Source organism: Cupriavidus sp. FW305-27 (assembly GCF_058787995.1).
In genome coordinates this window covers 1-17,853 of sequence record NZ_JBYTAG010000065.1, presented here as the reverse complement: position 1 = coordinate 17,853, position 17,853 = coordinate 1, and the positions used below count along the sequence as shown (strand labels likewise).

The 17,853-nt window shown below is 67.2% G+C and carries 16 protein-coding genes; 7 read left to right on the top strand and 9 right to left on the bottom strand.

Translation table 11 applies throughout. The features are described 5' to 3' along the window. Position 1: 1 nt before the first annotated feature. From AC3WRI_RS26010 to AC3WRI_RS25990, 5 genes are all read right to left on the bottom strand, one after another. Entirely contained in the window at positions 2-1,483 is a 1,482-nt protein-coding gene (locus tag AC3WRI_RS26010; protein WP_058697913.1) for an RNA polymerase factor sigma-54, read from the bottom strand. Positions 1,484-1,617: 134 nt separating this feature from the next. Continuing rightward, positions 1,618-2,418 carry an LPS export ABC transporter ATP-binding protein gene (gene lptB / locus AC3WRI_RS26005; RefSeq protein WP_010814388.1) on the bottom strand — a complete coding sequence of 267 codons (801 nt, stop codon included), beginning with the start codon at positions 2,416-2,418 and terminating at the stop codon, positions 1,618-1,620. 68 nt (positions 2,419-2,486) lie between these two features. Continuing rightward, positions 2,487-3,137 carry a lipopolysaccharide transport periplasmic protein LptA gene (gene lptA, locus AC3WRI_RS26000; RefSeq protein WP_011614488.1) on the bottom strand — a complete coding sequence of 217 codons (651 nt, stop codon included), beginning with the start codon at positions 3,135-3,137 and terminating at the stop codon, positions 2,487-2,489. A gap of 67 nt (positions 3,138-3,204) precedes the next feature. Next, entirely contained in the window at positions 3,205-3,834 is a 630-nt protein-coding gene (lptC, locus tag AC3WRI_RS25995) for an LPS export ABC transporter periplasmic protein LptC (RefSeq protein ID WP_010814390.1), read from the bottom strand. A gap of 43 nt (positions 3,835-3,877) precedes the next feature. Continuing rightward, on the bottom strand, positions 3,878-4,861 hold the full coding sequence (locus tag AC3WRI_RS25990; protein WP_010814391.1) for a KpsF/GutQ family sugar-phosphate isomerase: 984 nt from the start codon (positions 4,859-4,861) through the stop codon (positions 3,878-3,880). Between the two features lie 141 nt (positions 4,862-5,002). Here AC3WRI_RS25990 and AC3WRI_RS25985 point away from each other — a divergent pair, with 141 nt between their 5' ends. Beyond that, a complete protein-coding gene (locus tag AC3WRI_RS25985) occupies positions 5,003-6,982 on the top strand; it encodes a monovalent cation:proton antiporter family protein (RefSeq protein ID WP_010814392.1) in 1,980 nt (659 codons plus the stop codon). An 18-nt stretch (positions 6,983-7,000) separates the two neighbouring features. On the opposite strand, the gene AC3WRI_RS25980 is transcribed toward AC3WRI_RS25985, so the two are convergent. Continuing rightward, positions 7,001-7,375: a ribbon-helix-helix domain-containing protein gene (locus tag AC3WRI_RS25980; protein WP_010814393.1), complete on the bottom strand. Its 375-nt coding sequence runs from the start codon at positions 7,373-7,375 to the stop codon at positions 7,001-7,003. Between the two features lie 100 nt (positions 7,376-7,475). Continuing rightward, the gene (locus AC3WRI_RS25975; RefSeq protein ID WP_010814394.1) at positions 7,476-8,054 is read right to left on the bottom strand and encodes a DJ-1/PfpI family protein; all 579 of its coding nucleotides are present in this window, start codon (positions 8,052-8,054) and stop codon (positions 7,476-7,478) included. A gap of 216 nt (positions 8,055-8,270) precedes the next feature. Between AC3WRI_RS25975 and AC3WRI_RS25970 the strand changes: the two genes are divergently transcribed. The 3 genes from AC3WRI_RS25970 to AC3WRI_RS25960 all read left to right on the top strand — a co-directional run bounded on the left by AC3WRI_RS25970 (position 8,271) and on the right by AC3WRI_RS25960 (position 11,347). Further along, positions 8,271-8,843, top strand: a complete 573-nt coding sequence (locus AC3WRI_RS25970) for an adenine phosphoribosyltransferase (protein WP_011614490.1) — start codon at positions 8,271-8,273, stop codon at positions 8,841-8,843. 43 nt (positions 8,844-8,886) lie between these two features. Beyond that, positions 8,887-9,498 (top strand): LysE family translocator, encoded by a 612-nt coding sequence (locus AC3WRI_RS25965; RefSeq protein ID WP_492294348.1) that lies wholly within the window; start codon positions 8,887-8,889, stop codon positions 9,496-9,498. Positions 9,499-9,667: 169 nt separating this feature from the next. Beyond that, the gene (locus tag AC3WRI_RS25960) at positions 9,668-11,347 is read left to right on the top strand and encodes a Na/Pi cotransporter family protein (protein WP_010814397.1); all 1,680 of its coding nucleotides are present in this window, start codon (positions 9,668-9,670) and stop codon (positions 11,345-11,347) included. A gap of 9 nt (positions 11,348-11,356) precedes the next feature. Here the strand turns inward: AC3WRI_RS25960 and AC3WRI_RS25955 are convergent, their stop codons facing one another. After that, positions 11,357-11,842 (bottom strand): adenosine-specific kinase, encoded by a 486-nt coding sequence (locus tag AC3WRI_RS25955; RefSeq protein ID WP_010814398.1) that lies wholly within the window; start codon positions 11,840-11,842, stop codon positions 11,357-11,359. A gap of 142 nt (positions 11,843-11,984) precedes the next feature. Between AC3WRI_RS25955 and AC3WRI_RS25950 the strand changes: the two genes are divergently transcribed. After that, positions 11,985-12,578: a histidine phosphatase family protein gene (locus tag AC3WRI_RS25950; RefSeq protein ID WP_010814399.1), complete on the top strand. Its 594-nt coding sequence runs from the start codon at positions 11,985-11,987 to the stop codon at positions 12,576-12,578. A 125-nt stretch (positions 12,579-12,703) separates the two neighbouring features. Here AC3WRI_RS25950 and uvrA read toward each other — a convergent pair whose 3' ends face one another. Then, the gene (gene uvrA / locus AC3WRI_RS25945) at positions 12,704-15,565 is read right to left on the bottom strand and encodes an excinuclease ABC subunit UvrA (RefSeq protein WP_010814400.1); all 2,862 of its coding nucleotides are present in this window, start codon (positions 15,563-15,565) and stop codon (positions 12,704-12,706) included. Between the two features lie 366 nt (positions 15,566-15,931). On the opposite strand from uvrA, the gene AC3WRI_RS25940 reads away from it, so the two are divergent. Both AC3WRI_RS25940 and AC3WRI_RS25935 read left to right on the top strand, forming a co-directional pair. Beyond that, positions 15,932-17,182, top strand: a complete 1,251-nt coding sequence (locus AC3WRI_RS25940; RefSeq protein WP_492294346.1) for an MFS transporter — start codon at positions 15,932-15,934, stop codon at positions 17,180-17,182. A gap of 182 nt (positions 17,183-17,364) precedes the next feature. Beyond that, the coding region (locus AC3WRI_RS25935) for a single-stranded DNA-binding protein (RefSeq protein ID WP_492294344.1) at positions 17,365-17,853 on the top strand (489 nt) is incomplete at its 3' end.

Sequence of the window (17,853 nt, the reverse complement as noted above, 5' to 3'; positions counted from 1 at the left end):
GCTACAAAGACTTGCGGAGATTGACTGCGGGGATCTTCAGGGCTTCGCGATACTTGGCAACGGTGCGGCGTGCGACAACGAAGCCTTGTTCGCCCAGCAGTTCGGCAATGCGACTGTCGGAAAGGGGATTCCTCGGGTCTTCGGCTCCTATCAGTTGCTTGATCAAGGCGCGGATGGCCGTTGACGAAGCCGCGCCACCGGTTTCGGTGGACACGTGGCTGCCGAAGAAGTACTTCAGTTCGAAAGTACCCATCGGCGTTGCCATATATTTATTGGTCGTCACCCGGGAGATGGTTGACTCGTGTAAACCCAGTGTATCGGCAATCTCCCGCAAAACCAAGGGGCGCATGGCGATTTCGCCGTGGCTGAAAAAGTTCTTTTGACGCTCGACAATGGCCTGTGAGACACGCAGGATTGTGTCGAACCTCTGCTGGATGTTCTTGATCAGCCAGCGCGCCTCCTGCAGCTTCTGCTGCAGCCCGGCGGTGCCGGACTCACCCTTTGCGCCACGCAGGATTTGCGCATACATGTCATTGATGCGCAGCCTCGGCATCACATCCGGATTGAGCTGCGCGATCCAGCCGCCGCCACCCTTGCGCACGAACACGTCCGGCACCACGAAGTCCGCCTCCGGGCGGCTGTATGCATGGCCGGGGTAGGGCGCCAGCGAGCGGATCAGTTCGTGTGCGGACTTCAGCGCCGCTTCATCCACCTGCAGCGCCTTCTTCAGCCGCGTGTAGTCGCGTACTGCGAGCAACTCCAGGTGGTTGGTCACGATGTTCAGGGCCAGTTCGCGCTGCGGGTGCGTCAGGCGCCGCAACTGCAGGGCCAGGCACTCGGCGGCGTTGCGCGCGCCCACGCCGGGCGGGTCGAAGCTCTGCAGCAGCGTGAGGATGGCGTGGACCTCCTCGATCTCGAACTCGAGTTCTTCCGGCAACTCCGTGCAGATCTCCTCAAGCGATGCGCTCAGGTAGCCATCGTCGTCGAGCGATTCGATCAGGAAGATGGCCAGGCCCTTGTCGCGCGCCGAGATCTTCAGCGGCGTGAGCTGTTCCATCAGGTACTCGCGCAGCGTGGGCTCGGCTTCGCGCAGCTGCATCGGCGTTTTTTCGTCCTCGTCGCCCTGGGGGCGGCGGGCAAAGTCGTCCAGGCTCCAGTCGCTGCTGCCATAGTCGTCGCCGTTGCCGCTGTCGCCATAGCTGTCGTCGTCAGCCGCGCCGTCGGCGCGGGCCTCGCCATTGCCCTGCGGCTCTGCCGGCGCGGGCGCCGGTGCGCTCTGCAGGTTGACCGAGCCGTCGGCCGCCACGCGCAGCGGGCTTTCGATCCAGTCGTTCTCGCGTTCGAGCAGAGGGTTTTCCGTCAGTGCCTGTTCGACCTCTTGCTGCAGTTCCAATGTGGAAAGCTGCAGCAGCCGGATCGACTGCTGCAGTTGCGGGGTCAGGGCCAGATGCTGGGAAAGGCGGAGCTGTAGCGACGGTTTCATGCGACCTATTCTATGCGCATCTTTCCGTTGTTGGAACGGAAATTGCTATCGCTTATGCGGTCTGATCGCTGCTGGCTGTGGCAGGCCCACGTGCGCCCGCGAATAGGCCTGCCGCTCCATGGCAGGCCGCTGCATCACATGCGGAAGTTCTCGCCCAGGTAGACGCGCCGCACTGCGTCATTGGCGATGATTTCCTCGGGCTGGCCCGCGGCCAGCACCGTGCCTTCGCTGATGATGTAGGCGTGGTCGCAGATGCCGAGCGTCTCGCGCACGTTGTGGTCGGTGATCAGCACGCCGATATTGCGTGCCTTGAGGAAGCTGACGATGCGCTGGATCTCGCCCACGGCGATCGGGTCCACGCCGGCGAAGGGTTCGTCCAGCAGGATGAAGCGCGGCGACGACGCCAGCGCGCGCGCGATTTCCACGCGGCGGCGCTCGCCGCCCGACAGCGACAGCGCCGGGTTGTTGCGCAGGTGCGCGATCTGCAGGTCGTCGAGCAGCGAATCCAGGCGGCGCTCGATCTCGGCCTTGGGCAGGGGCTTGCCGTTGCTCACCTGCAGCTCCAGCACCGCGCGGATGTTCTCTTCGACGTTGAGCTTGCGGAATACCGAGGCTTCCTGCGGCAGGTACGACAGCCCCATGCGCGCGCGCTCGTGGATCGGCAGGCCGCTGATGTGGTCGCCGTCGAGCACGATATCGCCTTCGTCCAGCGCCACCAGGCCCACGATCATGTAGAAGGAGGTGGTCTTGCCCGCGCCGTTGGGCCCGAGCAGGCCGACCACCTCGCCGCTCTTCACGTCGAGCGAGACGTCCTTGACCACCGTGCGCGAGCCATAGCGTTTCTTCAGGTGGCGCACGACCAGCGTGCTGCCGCCGGCAAGGACGGTGGAGGCTTCGACGGAAGGCTTGTCGGCGATGGTTGCGGTATCGGTCATTGGCACAGTCTGGCGTTCAGGCGTTTCTGGCGCCGGCCGCATGCGATGCACGCAGCCGGCGCCAGGCGTCAGGGTTTGTTGGCAGGCGCGGGCGCCGGCTTCAGGTCCAGCGGCGAGCCGCCGCTGCCCGTGGCGCCGGCCTTCTGGTCCTGGCGCGGCGACAGCACCGCGCGCACGCGGCCGGACGGATTGGCGGCCGCGGCATCGCCGCTACCGCCGCCGGCAGCCGTGTAGAACTCCTTGCGGCTGTCGTAGGTCAGCACCGCGCCGCGGATCTCGTCGACCTGCTTGGCGCCCTGCAGGCGCGCCATGCGGGCATTGCCGATCAGCTTGGAGTACTCCTGCTTGCCGTCGTACTCGATGCGGTCGCCCCAGCCGTCGATGTATTCGTCGACGCCTTCGCGCTTCTGCCGGATGTAGGCCTGCTTGCCCGGCTTGGCGGTGGCCACCGCGAACTGGTAGCCCTCGGGATCGGTGCGCAGTTCGGCGGCGTCGGACTTCAGGATCATGGTGCCCTTGGTCAGCACCACATTGCCGGTCAGCGTATAGATCTGCTTGACGTCGTCATAGCTGGCGTTGTCCGCCTCCAGCACCATCGGCTTGTCGCGGTCCGCGCGCTCGGCCAGGGCGGGCTGGGCCAGCAGGCCGAAGGCCATGGCCAGGGCGAGCAGGGCCGGGGCGGTGCGTCGACGGGACGATGTCGTCAGGGAAGCAGTCATGTTGGCAGGGTTGCTTGAGGGCGTCTGGGTACGTTGGTGCGGGTTGGTGCGGCCCCCGGGCCGGGGCTCAGGACCCCGGCGCGCGGCCAGGGGTCGGCCCGGTGATGATGGTGCCGCGTACATTGCCGAGCAATTGTACTTCGCGCGTGACGTTGTTGAAGATCAGGCCGTTGGCGGTCATCACCGACGGGCCGCGCGTCAGCTTGACCGGCTTGTCGGTCTTGACGATGTCGTCATTGACCAGCAGCTGGAAATAACTGGATGCGGCGGTCAGCTGCGGGTCCTTGGACACGTCCACGCCCTGCTGGCGCATGACGAAGCCGTTGCCGTACAGGTCGATCACCGAACCCTCGGCGTTCATGCGGCCCATATCGGCGCGGGCGGTGACCGGCGGGCGGTCCGGCTCATACGCGCGCATGGCGGGCCGGGTCACCTCGTAGGTCTGGTCATCCTCGAAATGGACCATGCGCTCGCCGGTAAAGCGGATTTTGGTGCTGCCGTCCGGCGCCAGCTCAGTGGCCGAGAAGCGGTCCATGAAGTAGTCGGGCTCATGCTTCTTGGCGCTTTGCGCGGCCGGGTCTTCCTTGGGGGAGTTGATCTGGACCAGCCAGAACGTGCTGCCCGCCACGAAGGCCATCAGCAGCAGCGGCAGCAGCCGCATGACGATGCCGCTGAGGGAGGCGAGGAGTGCCTGCATGGTGTCCTTGGCGTTGTGCCGGTTGTGCCGGGCCCGCGCCCGCTCAGATGACCTTGGCGCGGGTCAGGTCGTGGATATGCAGCGCGCCGGTCAGGCGGCCGTCGTCATCCACCACCAGCAGCTGGTTGATGCGGTTGGCCTCCATCACCTGCACCGCTTCGACGGCGAGCTGGTTCTCGTTGACCACGTGCGGGTTGCGGTGCATGACGTCGCCGATGGGAACGGTCTTCCAGTCGCGCGGGGTTTCCAGAAGGCGGCGCAGGTCGCCGTCGGTGAAGACGCCGATGGCGTGTCCGTCCGGGTCCACCACGGCGGTCATGGCCATGCCCTTGCGGGTGATTTCCATCAGCGCCTGGGCCAGCGGGGTGTTTTCACGCACCTCGGGCACGGCGTTGCCGGTGCGCATCACGTCGCGCACATGGGTCAGCAGCTTGCGCCCGAGCGCGCCGCCGGGGTGCGAGCGCGCGAAGTCTTCCTCGCCAAAGCCGCGCGCATCGAGAACCGCCACTGCCAGCGCATCGCCCAGCGCCAGCGCCGCGGTGGTGCTGGCCGTCGGCGCCAGGTTCAGCGGGCAGGCTTCTTTCTCGACCGCCGCGTCCAGGTGGACGTCGGCCAGCTTGGCCAGGTTGGAGTCGGGGTTGCCGGTGACCGAGATCAGCCGCGCGCCGATGCGCTTGACGATCGGGATGATCGACAGCAGCTCGCCGGTCTCGCCCGAATTGGAGAAGGCGATCAGCACGTCGTCGCGCGTGACCATGCCCAGGTCGCCGTGGCTGGCTTCGGCCGGGTGCACGAAGAACGCCGGCGTGCCGGTAGAGGCCAGCGTGGCCGCGACCTTGCGCCCGATATGGCCGGACTTGCCGATGCCCGAGACGACCACGCGCCCGGTGCATTGCAGGATCAGCAGCACGGCACGGGCAAAGTCGCCGTTCAGGCGTCCGGAAAGTGCGGAAACCGCATCGGCTTCGGTCTGGAGAGTGTCGCGGGCGAGCCTGAGTGCTCGATCCGCATCGAAATTGGCTATCATGGCGACGAAGTATACCAACGAATGCGATGGCGCCTGGCCCGACCCATGGCGCACGTCGTGCTTGCCGTGCTCGCCGTATTTTGCCGGCTGGGTGCCCGTGCCGGGTCGGACGCGCGCCTAGCCGGTCACCCAGACCGCCTGATGCATTCTCCGCTGGAACTGACCCTGGTGCTGCTGGCCGCCGCCGTCTTCGGCGTGGTCGCATTCCGCATGCTGCAGCTGCCGCCGATGCTCGGCTACCTGGCCGTCGGCATCCTGATCGGCCCCCATGCGCTGGGGCTGGCCAGCGACACCGCGCAGACCAAGTACCTGGCCGAATTCGGCGTGGTCTTCCTGATGTTCTCGATCGGGCTGGAGTTCAACCTGACCAAGCTGCGCTCGATGAAGCGGCTGGTGTTCGGCCTGGGCGGCTCGCAGGTGGTGCTGTCGATGCTGGCGGTGGTGCCGGCCAGCTGGGCTTTCAACTGGCTGTTCCCGCTGTCCTGGCAGGCGTCGGTGGCGCTGGGCGGGGCGCTGGCGATGTCTTCCACCGCGATCGTCTCCAAGATGCTGTCCGAGCGCATGGAGCTTGAGAGCGAGCAGGGCCGCAATATCATCAGCATCCTGCTGTTCCAGGATCTGGCGGTGGTGCCGCTGCTGATCGTGATCCCGGCGCTGTCGCGCGATCCGGGCGACCTGATGGTGGCGCTGGGCCTGGCCACGGTCAAGATCGTGGTGGCCCTGGGCGTCATCTTCTTCCTGGGCCAGCGCCTGATGAGCCGCTGGTTCCACGTGGTGGCGGCGCGCCGCTCGCAGGAACTGTTCATGCTGAACCTGCTGCTGGTGACGCTGGGCATGGCGGCGCTGACCGAGCGGCTGGGCCTGTCGATGGCGCTGGGCGCCTTCATGGCGGGCATGCTGATCTCCGAGACGCCCTACCGCCACCAGGTGGAAGAGGACATCAAGCCGTTCCGCGACGTGCTGCTGGGACTGTTCTTCGTCACCATCGGCATGCTGCTCAATATCCGCGTGGTGCTCGACCACGTATGGCTGGTGCTGGCGCTGCTGGTGGTGCCGGTGCTGTTCAAGCTGGTGCTGATCGCGCTGCTGGCGCGGGTCTTCGGCTCGCGCCAGGGGGTGGCGATCCGCACCGGGCTGGGGCTGGCGCAGGCCGGCGAATTCGGTTTCGTGCTGCTGAACCAGATCGACGGCCTGAACCTGGTCGACCCGGTGCTTATCCAGGTGATCCTGGCATCGATGCTGCTGTCGATGCTGGCCGCGCCATTCCTGATCCAGTACAGCGACGCCATCGTGCTGCGCTTTGCCGCCAACGAATGGCTGATGCAGTCGCTGAACATGACCCGCATTGCCGCGCAGAGCCTGCAGACCGAGAAGCACGCGATCATCTGCGGCTTCGGCCGCAGCGGGCAGAACCTGGCGCACATGCTGGAGCGCGAGGGCATCAACTACGTGGCGCTGGACCTGGACCCCGATCGCGTGCGCGAGGCCGCCGCGGCCGGCGATACCGTGGTCTACGGCGACGCGGGCCGGCGCGAGGCGCTGATCGCCGCCGGCATCCACCGCGCCGCCGCCCTGATCGTCACCTATGCCAACACCCCATCGGCGCTCAAGGTGCTGCACCACGTGCAGGAACTGGCGCCGGCGCTGCCGGTGATCGTGCGCACGGTGGACGATTCAGAGCTCGATACGCTGCAGAAGGCCGGCGCCACCGAGGTGGTGCCCGAGATCATCGAGGGCAGCCTGATGCTGGCCTCGCACGCGCTGGTGCTGCTGGGCGTGCCGATGCGGCATGTGCTGCGCGGCGTGCAGGAGGCGCGCGACGCGCGCTACAGCCTGCTGCGCGGCTATTTCCACGGCCGCGACGATGATGAGGACATGGTCGAGCGCGATTCGGTACGGCTGCATTCCGTGTCGCTCGGGCCGCAATCCACGGCGGTGGGGCGGCGTCTTGGCGTGCTGGGGCTGGAGCGGATCGGCGTGGAGGTGACCGCAGTGCGCCGGCGCGGCATCCGCGCCTTCGATCCGGAGCCCGAGACCGTGCTGGAGCCGGGCGATATCGTGGTGCTGCGCGGCCCGCCCGAGGCGCTGGAGGCTGCGGAAACTCGCATCCTGAACGGCTGAGCCAGGGCGTCGTGCGCGTCAGTGCGGACGCGCCTCGACCCAGGATTCCGGCAGGTTGTCGAGCACGGCGCGTGCGTCCAGCGAGCGGATCGGCACGCTGGCATCGGCCGGGATGCGGCCTTCGCCCTGCAGCATCAGGTAACGCAGGCAGCACACGCGCAGGAAGGACGAGAAATTGCCGGCCACCGCCTCGCTGCCGCGATGTTCGGTCAGTTCATCGTGCAGGCGCGTGATCAGCTGGTTGACGGTCATGTCGTCGCGCCGCGCCAGTTCTTCCAGCACCTCCCAGAACAGGCTCTCCAGCCGGATGCTGGTGGCCACGCCATGCAGGCGCAGCGAGCGCGACTGGCTTTGGTACGACGCCGGATTGGCGCGGATAAAGATTTCACACATGGATGCTCCCGTGCGGGCGGCGCAGCCTGCGGGCATGTGCACGGCTCGCGGATGGGGCGGGCCGTGCCTTCACGCGTGGGGGCGCCGCGTGCGGAAAGCTCTAATGTACGATCCGCGTGCCCAGCACGGCAAGGAACTGCGCCAGCCAGGCCGGATGCGCGGGCCAGGCCGGGGCCGTGACGAGGTTGCCGTCGGTATGGGCCTGGTCGACGGGAATATCGGCATAGGTGCCGCCGGCCAGCTTCACCTCGGGCGCACAGGCCGGGTAGGCGGAGCAGGTCTTGCCTTCGAGCACGCCTGCCGCGGCCAGCAGCTGGGCGCCGTGGCAGACCGCGGCGATCGGCTTGTCCGCCTGGGCGAAGTGGCGCACGATCTCCAGCACGCGCGCGTTCAGGCGCAGGTATTCCGGCGCGCGGCCGCCGGGGATGACCAGTGCGTCGTAACCGGCGGGGTCGATCTCGGCAAAGCTCGCATTGAGGGTGAAGTTGTGGCCGCGCTTCTCGGTGTAGGTTTGGTCGCCCTCGAAGTCATGGATAGCGGTGGCGCAGGCGTCGCCCGCCTGCTTGTCCGGGCAGGCCGCATGCACGGTGTGGCCGACCATCTGCAGTGCCTGGAACGGCACCATGGTTTCGTAGTCTTCGGCGTAGTCGCCCACCAGCATCAGAATCTTCTTTGCCATCGCGCTCTCCTGTATGGTTACGGGTGTCCGGCGGGTGCCGGACGCGGCAGCCCGGCCCCTGGCCAGCCAAGCGGGCCGGCAGGGCCATTGTGCTGGCCGCCCCGATGGCGCGGGTGGTAACTGGTTACCGCGCCGGCGGCCATCCTGCCGCGACCCACTGCGACCCCTCTTTCTGATTGGCGCGCCACGCTGCGCGCCTACCGTTTCCAGACCCCTATGGCAGACTCCATCATCCAGTCCCCCGAGCTCGGCGACGTCACCGGCTACCTGCGCGAGCGCATCCGTACGGTGCCGGACTGGCCCATGCCGGGCGTGATGTTCCGCGACATCACCCCGCTGCTGCAGAACCCCAAGACGCTGCGCGTGCTGATCGATGTCTTCGTGCACCGCTACATGGATGCGCAGCTCGACCTGGTGGCGGGCATCGACGCGCGCGGCTTTATCCTGGGCGCGATCGTCGCGTATGAGCTGAACCTGGGCTTTGTGCCGATCCGCAAGAAGGGCAAGCTGCCGTTCCAGACCGTGGCCGAGGAGTACGAGCTGGAATACGGCAGCGCCACCGTCGAGATCCATGCAGACGCCTGCAAGTCCGGCGACCGCGTGCTGCTGGTCGACGACCTGATCGCCACCGGCGGTACCATGATGGCCGGACTCAAGCTGCTGGAGCGCCTGGGCGCGACGGTGGTGGAGGGCGCCGCCATCGTCGACCTGCCCGAACTGGGCGGCTCGAAGCTGCTGCAGGACGGCGGGCTGCCGCTGTTCACCGTGTGCAAGTTCGAAGGGCACTGAGCCACGCTGACCGGCCCGCAAGATTTCCACGCAAGGAGACCCCATGCCTGACCTGTTGCTGTTCCTGCTGACTTCGATTGCCGTGACTGTGGCCCCGGGGCCCGACAACCTGCAGGTGCTGGCGCGCGGCATGGCGCAGGGCCGGCGCGCGGGGCTGGTCGCGGCACTGGGCTTTTCGGTCGGGTGCCTGTTCCACACCGTGATTGCGGCGGTGGGGCTGGCCGCGGTGCTGCGCTCGTCGCCGCTGGCGTTCCAGCTGATCAAGTATGCGGGCGCGGCCTACCTGATCTGGATCGGCATCCAGGCGCTGCGCGCAAAGGGCGGGGTGGCGCAGGGCGGTGATGTCGATGCGGTGCCGCTCGCGCGCGTGTTCCGCCAGAGCGTGCTCGGCAACATCATGAATCCCAAGGTGACGCTGTTCTTCCTGGTGTTCCTGCCGCAGTTCGTGCGCGCCGATGCCGCGCACCCGGGGCTGCAGTTCCTGCTGCTGGGCGTGGTCTTCATGCTGCAGACGGCGGTGGTGTTCTCGCTGTTCGGGCTGTGCGCGGGCTGGCTGGGCGCCTGGCTGCGCCGCCGCCCGGCCACCGGCCGCTGGCTGGACCGCGCCGCCGGGGCGATCTTCGTCGGGCTGGGGATCAAGGTCGCGCTGCCCTGAGCGGCGCCGCTGGCGCGCATCCGCGCGCCGGTGTTGCCCATTGTCCGCGCGCCGCGCCCATGCCGTTGCCGCTGTCGGGTGACGGGCGCATAATGCCTCATTGACAACTACACGATGACCGGGCCTAGCCTCCAGGGTTTTGTCGGCACTGGTCACACAAAGGCGCACCATGGGCGTACTCCTTCACCTGCTATCAGGCGTTGCCCTGCTCGTCTGGGGCACCAACATCGTCAAGGTCGGCATCCTGCGCGTCTACGGCGCGAACCTGCGCCATGTCCTGTCGACCAGCGTCTCCAACCGCTTCACCGCCTTCCTTGCCGGGCTCGGCGTCACCGGGCTGGTCCAGAGCAGCAATGCCACCGCGGTCATCGTCAGCTCCTTCGTCGGCCAGGGCCTGATCGCCGTGGCACCGGCGCTGGCCATCATGCTCGGCGCCAACGTCGGCACCGCGCTGATGGTGCAGGTGTTCTCGCTGGACCTGTCCTGGCTGTCGCCGCTGCTGATCTTTGTCGGCGTGATCTGCCATCTGACCTGGAAGGGCAGCAGGGCCGGCCACGTCGGCCGCGTGCTGATCGGCCTGGGCCTGATCACGCTGGCGCTCGAGCTGATCTCCATCGCCACCCGTCCCGTGGTGCAGGCTGCCGGCGTCAAGGTCTTGTTCGCCTCGCTGACCGGCGACGCGGGGCTGGACATGCTGGTCGGCGCCTTCCTGACCATCCTGTGCTATTCCAGCCTGGCCGTGGTGCTGTTCTGCGGCGCGCTGGCCTCGGCCGGCGTGGTGTCGATCCACGTGGCGCTGGCGCTGGTGCTGGGGGCCAACCTGGGTTCGGGCATCTCGGCGCTGCTGACCACCTCGGGCAACAACCAGCCGGGCAAACGCGTGACGCTGGGCAACCTGCTGTCGCGCCTGCTGGGCTGTCTGGTGGCGCTGCCGCTGCTGGGCCAGGCCGAGGAGCTGCTGGCGCTGCTGGACCATGACCCGCAACGGCTGATCGTCAATTTCCATCTGCTGTTCAACGTCGCGCTGGCGGTGCTGCTGCTGGGCGCCACCGCGCCGCTGGCGCGGCTGTGCGAGAAGGTACTGCCCGGGCGCAACACCGGCGACAGCCAGGTCACGCCGCGCCACCTCGATACGGCCGCGCTGTCCACGCCAACGCTGGCGCTGGCCAACGCCGCGCGCGAAGTGCTGCGCATCGGCGACCGCGTCGAGCAGATGCTGGACAACATGCTGCGCGTGCTGCGCACCAACGACGCCAAGCTGGCCGACGCCACCTGCCGCATCGACAACGAGGTGGATGACCTCTACACCGCGATCAAGCTCTACCTGACGCGCATCAGCCTGGAAGCGCTGGACGAGCGCGACGGCCAGCGCTGGACCGAGATCATCTCGCTCACCATCAACCTGGAACACGCGGGCGACATCATCGAGCGCATCCTGCTCGATACCAAGGACAAGAAGATCGCCCACAACCTGATGTTCTCGGAGGCGGGAATGCAGGAAATCGCCGAGATGCACGCGCGCCTGGTCGCCAATCTGCGGCTGGGCCTGTCGGTGTTTCTCAACGGCGACCTCAAGAGCGCCCAGGCGCTGATGGCGGAAAAAGCGAACTTCCGCGAGCTGGAGCGCAAGTACGCGCGCACCCACCTGCAGCGCGTGGCGGTGCAGACCGCCGAGAGCATCGAGACCAGCTCATTGCACCTGGATGTGATCAGCGAGCTCAAACGGCTGAATTCGCTGTTCTGTGCGACGGCTTATCCGGTGCTGGAGCAGGCTGGGGTGCTCAACCGCAGCCGGATGAAGGAAGACGATGTGCCGGCGGTGCCGGCGGTGCAGGCAGCGCAGCACTGAGCGGCGACGCTAGAGCTTGTAGCCGAACTTCCGCAACAGCGCCTTGCGCTCGGCCACATCGGCATCGGTCTCGATCCCCAGCGGCGAGGCACCATCGATCACGCCCACCACGCCGCGTCCGGCATCGGTCTGGGCGATGATCACCTCGGTCGGGTTGGCCGTTGCGCAGAAGATGCGGCACACCTCCGGCACTGCCCGCACCGCGGCCAGCACGTTGACCGGAAAGAACCCGTCGCCGAGGAAGATCACGAAGGTATGCCCGGCGCCGATGGCGCGGGCGTTCTCGCAGGCCAGGTCGATCAGGTCTTCATCTGTGCCCGACCAACGCACCAGGCGCTTGCCCGAGGCCTCGCAGAACGCCAGCCCGAAGAGGATGCCCGGCACCGTGCCGACCAGCGCCTCGTGCAGGTCTTCCACGGTCTTGATGAAATGCGAATGGCCGAAGATGAAGTTGGTGGCTTCCGGCTTGGTGACCGGTACGACCGTCAGTTCCATGGCTGGCTCCAGAATGGCGGCGCGGCTTGCCGCCATCCGGTTCATGGTAGGGCGCGGGGTGGTGAATGCAAGCGGGCAGGGATCCTCGCATGGCACGCGTACCTGCTATACCGGATGGACTGGCCCGTCACCGGAGACGCCGATGCCGCTTCTTCGCCTCTTCCTCGCATGGCTTGCCATGGCGCCGTGCGTGGCCGCCGCCCAGGTCGTTCCGGCATCACAGGGCGAAATCGCCGTCAGTGAACTGAAGCGCCCCAATGTCGTCGTCGTGCTGCGGCATGCGAGTGCGCCGGGGGTCGGCGATCCGCCGGGCTTCAAGCTGGACGACTGTTCGACCCAGCGCAACCTGGACGCGAACGGCCGGCAGCAGGCGGCGAGGCTCGGTAGCAGCTGGAAGGCGGCGGGCTTCCGGCCGACGCGGGTCTACAGCAGCGCCTGGTGCCGCTGCCAGGACACCGCCCGCCTGATCGACCTGGGTCCGGTGCGGGTCCAGCCATTGCTCAATTCATTTTTTGGCGCGGATGCACAGCGCCGGGAAGCGCAGACCGCGCAGCTTTCGCGCTTTATCGACGGGCTCGATCCGCGCGGCGGGCCTTACCTGCTGGTCACGCACCAGGTGGTGATCACCGCGCTGAGCGGCCACGGCGCAGACAGCGGTGGCGGCGTCGCGATCGAACTGCAGCCGGGCGGAGCGCCGCGCCGCGCGCGGGTGCTGCCCAACGCCGGGCTGGACTGAAGGGGCAGGCCCGCCTCAGCAGCGGCAAGCTCACCTCATCTTGATACACCTCAACTTGTGCAATCGCTTGCGTAAGCGAGTCGCGACAATTCTTCCCGGGCCTGTATCCGAAAATTCCTAAGGCCTTACCGCTCCAGCAATGGCTTCAGATACTTGCCCGTAAAGCTCGCCTTGCTCCTGGCCACATCCTCCGGCGTGCCGCGCGCGATCACCTGGCCGCCACCGGCGCCGCCTTCCGGCCCCATGTCGATCAGCCAGTCCGCGGTCTTGATGACATCGAGGTTGTGTTCGATGATGACCACGGTATTGCCCTGGTCGCGCAGCTTGTGGATGACCTTGAGCAGCAGCTCGATATCGTGGAAGTGCAGCCCGGTGGTGGGCTCGTCCAGGATATAGAGCGTGCGCCCGGTGTCGCGCTTGGACAGCTCCAGCGACAGCTTGACGCGCTGCGCCTCGCCGCCCGACAGCGTGGTCGCCGACTGGCCCAGCCGGATATAGCCCAGGCCCACGTCCAGCAGCGTCTGCAGCTTGCGCCGCACCACCGGCACCGCGCTGAAGAACTCGTGCGCCTGCTCGACGGTCAGGTCCAGCACCTCGGAGATGTTCTTGCCCTTGTACAGGACTTCCAGCGTCTCGCGGTTGTAGCGCTTGCCGTGGCAGACATCGCACGGCACATAGACGTCGGGCAGGAAGTGCATCTCGACCTTGAGCACGCCGTCGCCCTGGCACGATTCGCAGCGCCCGCCCTTGACGTTGAACGAGAAGCGGCCCGGGTCGTAGCCGCGCTCCTTTGCCGACGGCACGCCGGCGAACAGTTCGCGGATGGGCGTGAACAGGCCCGTATAGGTGGCCGGATTGGAACGCGGCGTGCGTCCGATCGGGCTCTGGTCGACGTTGATGACCTTGTCGAAATGCTCGAGCCCCTCGATGCGGTCGTGCGGCGCCGGCTCCGGCGTCGAGCCGTACAGGTGGCGCGCCACCGCATGGTAGAGCGTGTCGTTGATCAGCGTCGACTTGCCCGAGCCGGACACGCCGGTGATGCAGGTCAGCAGGCCCACCGGCACTTCGGCGGTGACGTTGCGCAGGTTGTTGCCGCTGGCGTTGACGATGCGCAGCAGGCGCTCATCGTCGGGCGCGGCGCGCTCCTTCGGCACCTCGATGCGGCGCTGGCCGGACAGGTACTGGCCGGTCAGCGATGCCGGCGACTCCTCGATCTGCCGCGGCGTGCCCTCGGCCACGATCATGCCGCCGTGCACGCCGGCGCCCGGGCCGATGTCGACCACGTAATCGCAGGCGCGGATCATGTCCTCGTCGTGCTCGACCACCAGCACCGAGTTGCCGATGTCGCGCAGGTGCTTGAGCGTGCCGATCAGACGGTCGTTGTCGCGCTGGTGCAGGCCGATCGAGGGCTCGTCCAGCACATACATCACGCCGGTCAGACCCGAGCCGATCTGCGACGCCAGCCGGATGCGCTGGGCCTCGCCGCCCGACAGCGTATCGGCGCTGCGCTCCAGTGACAGGTAGTCCAGCCCGACGTTGTTCAGGAAGTTCAGCCGCGCCGAGATCTCCTTGATGATCTTGTCGCCGATCTCGCGTTTGGCGCCGTGCATGTCCAGCGTCAGGAAGTAGGTCAGCGCGTCGCGCAGCGGCCAGCCGTTGATCTCGAAGATCGCGCGTGCCTGCTCGCCCTCGCCCAGCTTGACGTGGCGCGCCTCGGTGCGCAGGCGGGTGCCTTGGCAGGCGGGGCAGGGCTGGTTGTTCTGGTACTTGGCCAGTTCCTCGCGCACGGCGACCGAATCGGTTTCGCGGTAGCGGCGCTCCAGGTTGGGGATGATCCCTTCGAACACATGCTCGCGCACGGTGGTGCGGCCGCGTTCGTTGATATAGGTGAACGGGATTTCCTGCTCGCCCGAGCCGTGCAGCACCGACTGCTGCACGTTTTCCGGCAACTCCTCGAACGGGGTCTCGGTGTCGAAGTCGTAGTACGCTGCCAGGCCTTGCAGCATCTGGAAGTAGAACTGGTTGCGGCGGTCCCAGCCCTTGATCGCGCCCGAGGCCAGCGACAGGTTGGGGAAGGCCACCACGCGCTTGGGATCGAAGAAGGTGATCTGGCCCAGCCCGTCGCAGCTAGGGCAGGCGCCCATCGGGTTGTTGAACGAGAACAGCCGCGGCTCCAGCTCCTGCAGCGAGTACGAGCAGATCGGGCAGGCAAACTTGGAGCTGAACATATGCTCCTTGCCGCTGTCGAGTTCCAGCGCAAGCGCGCGGCCATCGGCCAGGCGCAACGCGGTCTCGAACGATTCGGCCAGGCGCTGCTTGATGTCGGCGCGCACCTTGACGCGGTCCACCACCACTTCAATGGTGTGCTTCTCGGTCTTCTTCAGTTTCGGCAGCGCATCGACCTCATAGACCTTGGCCTCGGCCTCGTGCGCGGTGCCGCCGCCCGAGCGGATGCGAAAGCGCACGAAGCCCTGCGCCTGCATGCTGTCGAACAGGTCCGAATGCTCGCCCTTGCGGTCGGCCACCACTGGCGCCAGGATCATCAGCTTGGTGTCCTCGGGCAGCGCCAGCGCGGCGTCCACCATCTGCGACACGCTCTGCGCTTGCAGCGGCAGGTTGTGGTCGGGGCAGTAGGGCGTGCCGGCGCGGGCGTACAGCAGGCGCAGGTAGTCGTGGATCTCGGTGACGGTGCCGACAGTCGAACGCGGGTTGTGGCTGGTGGCCTTCTGCTCGATCGAGATCGCCGGCGACAGGCCTTCGATCAGGTCCACGTCCGGCTTTTCCATCAGCTGCAGGAACTGGCGGGCATAGGCGGACAGAGACTCCACGTAGCGGCGCTGGCCCTCGGCATAGAGCGTGTCGAAGGCAAGCGAGGACTTGCCCGAGCCCGACAGGCCGGTGATCACGATCAGCCGGTTGCGCGGCAGGTCGAGATTGATGTTCTTCAGGTTGTGGGTACGCGCCCCACGGATCTTGATTTCTTCCATATGCCGAAAAGTCGTCGCCAGACAGGCCGCCCTGCCGGGGTTGGCAAGGCTGTCTGAAGGAATCGCAAAACCCAGAAACAAGTACCGTATTTGGCACTTCCGACCGCTGGCGACGGCCGGAATGCGCGCCCGGGCACACGCCCGGGGGCCAGCTGGCATGGCCAGGTGACCCGGGAAGCGCGAAGGAGCAAACCTGTTAATATACCCAACTTCGGTTTCCGGGGTGGCCCGCGCCATGCAGGCGCCCGGCGAAGCCGCCGCCGGCCCCGGGTTCCGGGCGGCAACTTCCCCCCGCGATCCCGATCGAAACTGCCATTGCGATGCACCGGCAGCCAGCCTGACAGATTCCACGATCCCACGATCGCAATGCCGTCGATCCAGTCTTCTTCCCCGGGTGCGGGTGCCGCTGACGCATCCCAGGCCCCCGCCCGCGAACGCATGACCCGCGCCGAGCTGCGCGCCGCCGTGTCGCTGGCCAGCATCTTCGCGCTGCGCATGCTGGGCCTGTTCCTGATCCTGCCCGTCTTTGCCGAATACGCGCACAGCCTGCCCGACGGGCACGACGCCCAGCGCGTGGGCCTGGCCATGGGCATCTATGGCCTGATGCAGGCATTCCTGCACATCCCGCTGGGCTGGCTGTCCGACCGCATCGGGCGCAAGCCGGTGATGGTGGCCGGGCTGCTGCTGTTCATCGCCGGCGGGCTGGTGGCCGCCTTTTCCGACACGCTCAGCGGCATCATCGCCGGCCGCGCGCTGCAGGGCACGGGCGCGATCTCCGCGGCCATCACTGCCTGCATCGCCGACCTGACGCGCGAACGGCATCGCACCAAGGCGATGGCGATGGTGGGCGGCAGCATCGGCCTGACCTTCGCGCTGTCGCTGGTGATTGCCTCGCCGCTGCTGCACAGCATCGGCATGTCCGGCATCTTCGGGCTGATGTCGGTGCTGGGGCTGGCGGCCATCGGCGTGACGCTGTTCCTGGTGCCGACCCCGCCGCCGCCGCATCCGGTGCGCCTGCCGTTCCGCAAGGTGCTGCTCAACGCCGACCTGGCGCGCCTGAACGTCGGCGTGCTGGCGCTGCACGCTTCCCAGGTGGCCATGTTCATGGTGGTGCCCGCCATGCTGGCCGATGCCGGCATGCCGCTGGACCAGCACTGGAAGGTCTACCTGCCGGTGGTGCTGGTGTCCTTCGTGCTGATGCTGGGCCCGATGATGGCGGCCGAGCGCTACGGCCGCGTGCGCCCGGTGCTGCTGGGCGCGGTCGCGCTGATGACCGCGGTGCAGCTGCTGTTTGCCGCCGTGCACGGGCTGTGGGCCATCGTCGGCGTGCTGCTGCTCTTCTTCGTCGCGTTCAACGTGCTGGAAGCGATGCAGCCTTCGCTGGTGTCGCGCTACGCCGCGGCCGCGCGCGGGGCGGCGCTGGGCGTCTACAACACCACGCAGGCGCTGGGCCTGTTCCTGGGCGGCGCGGCCGGTGGCTGGCTGCTCAAGCACGAGGGGCGCAGCGCCGTGTTCGTCGGTTGCGCGGTGGTGCTGTTGCTCTGGCTTATAATCGCCTGGAGCATGAAGGCGCCGCCGGCGCGCGGGCAGGAAGCTGCACCGGCAACGCCGGCCTGATCCGCATCACATCGTAAAGAATCCGGCCTGGAAAAGGCCTAGCATGATCGCGCCACCCGACGTCTGGCCGGGGGCGCGATGTTCGTTTACGTCACCGCAGTATCGCGTCACACTACATCCGCTTTACCGTCATCGTATTGCCACGCTTTTCAACACGGCGCGTGGCTTTTGGAGAACATTTCATGGCATCGGTCAACAAAGTCATTCTCGTCGGCAACCTCGGCGCAGACCCGGAAACCCGCTACCTGCCCAGCGGCGACGCCGTGACCAATATCCGCCTGGCGACCACCGATCGCTACAAGGACAAGCAGAGCGGCGAGATGAAGGAGGCCACCGAATGGCACCGCGTCTCGTTCTTCGGCAAGATCGCCGAAATCGCCGGCCAGTACCTGCGCAAGGGATCGTCGGTCTATATCGAAGGCCGCATCCGCACCCGCAAGTGGCAGGACCAGTCGGGCCAGGACAAGTACTCCACTGAAATCGTTGCCGACCAGATGCAGATGCTGGGCTCGCGCCAGGGTGGTGGTGGCGGTGGCGGTGACGAAGGCGGCTACGGTGGCGGCGCAGGCGGCGGTGGTGGCGGTGGTGGCTACAGCCGCGAAGCGTCGGGCGGCGGCTACGGCGGTGGCCGCGGCGGCCAGGGCGGCGGCCAGAGCGGTGGCGCTGCGCGC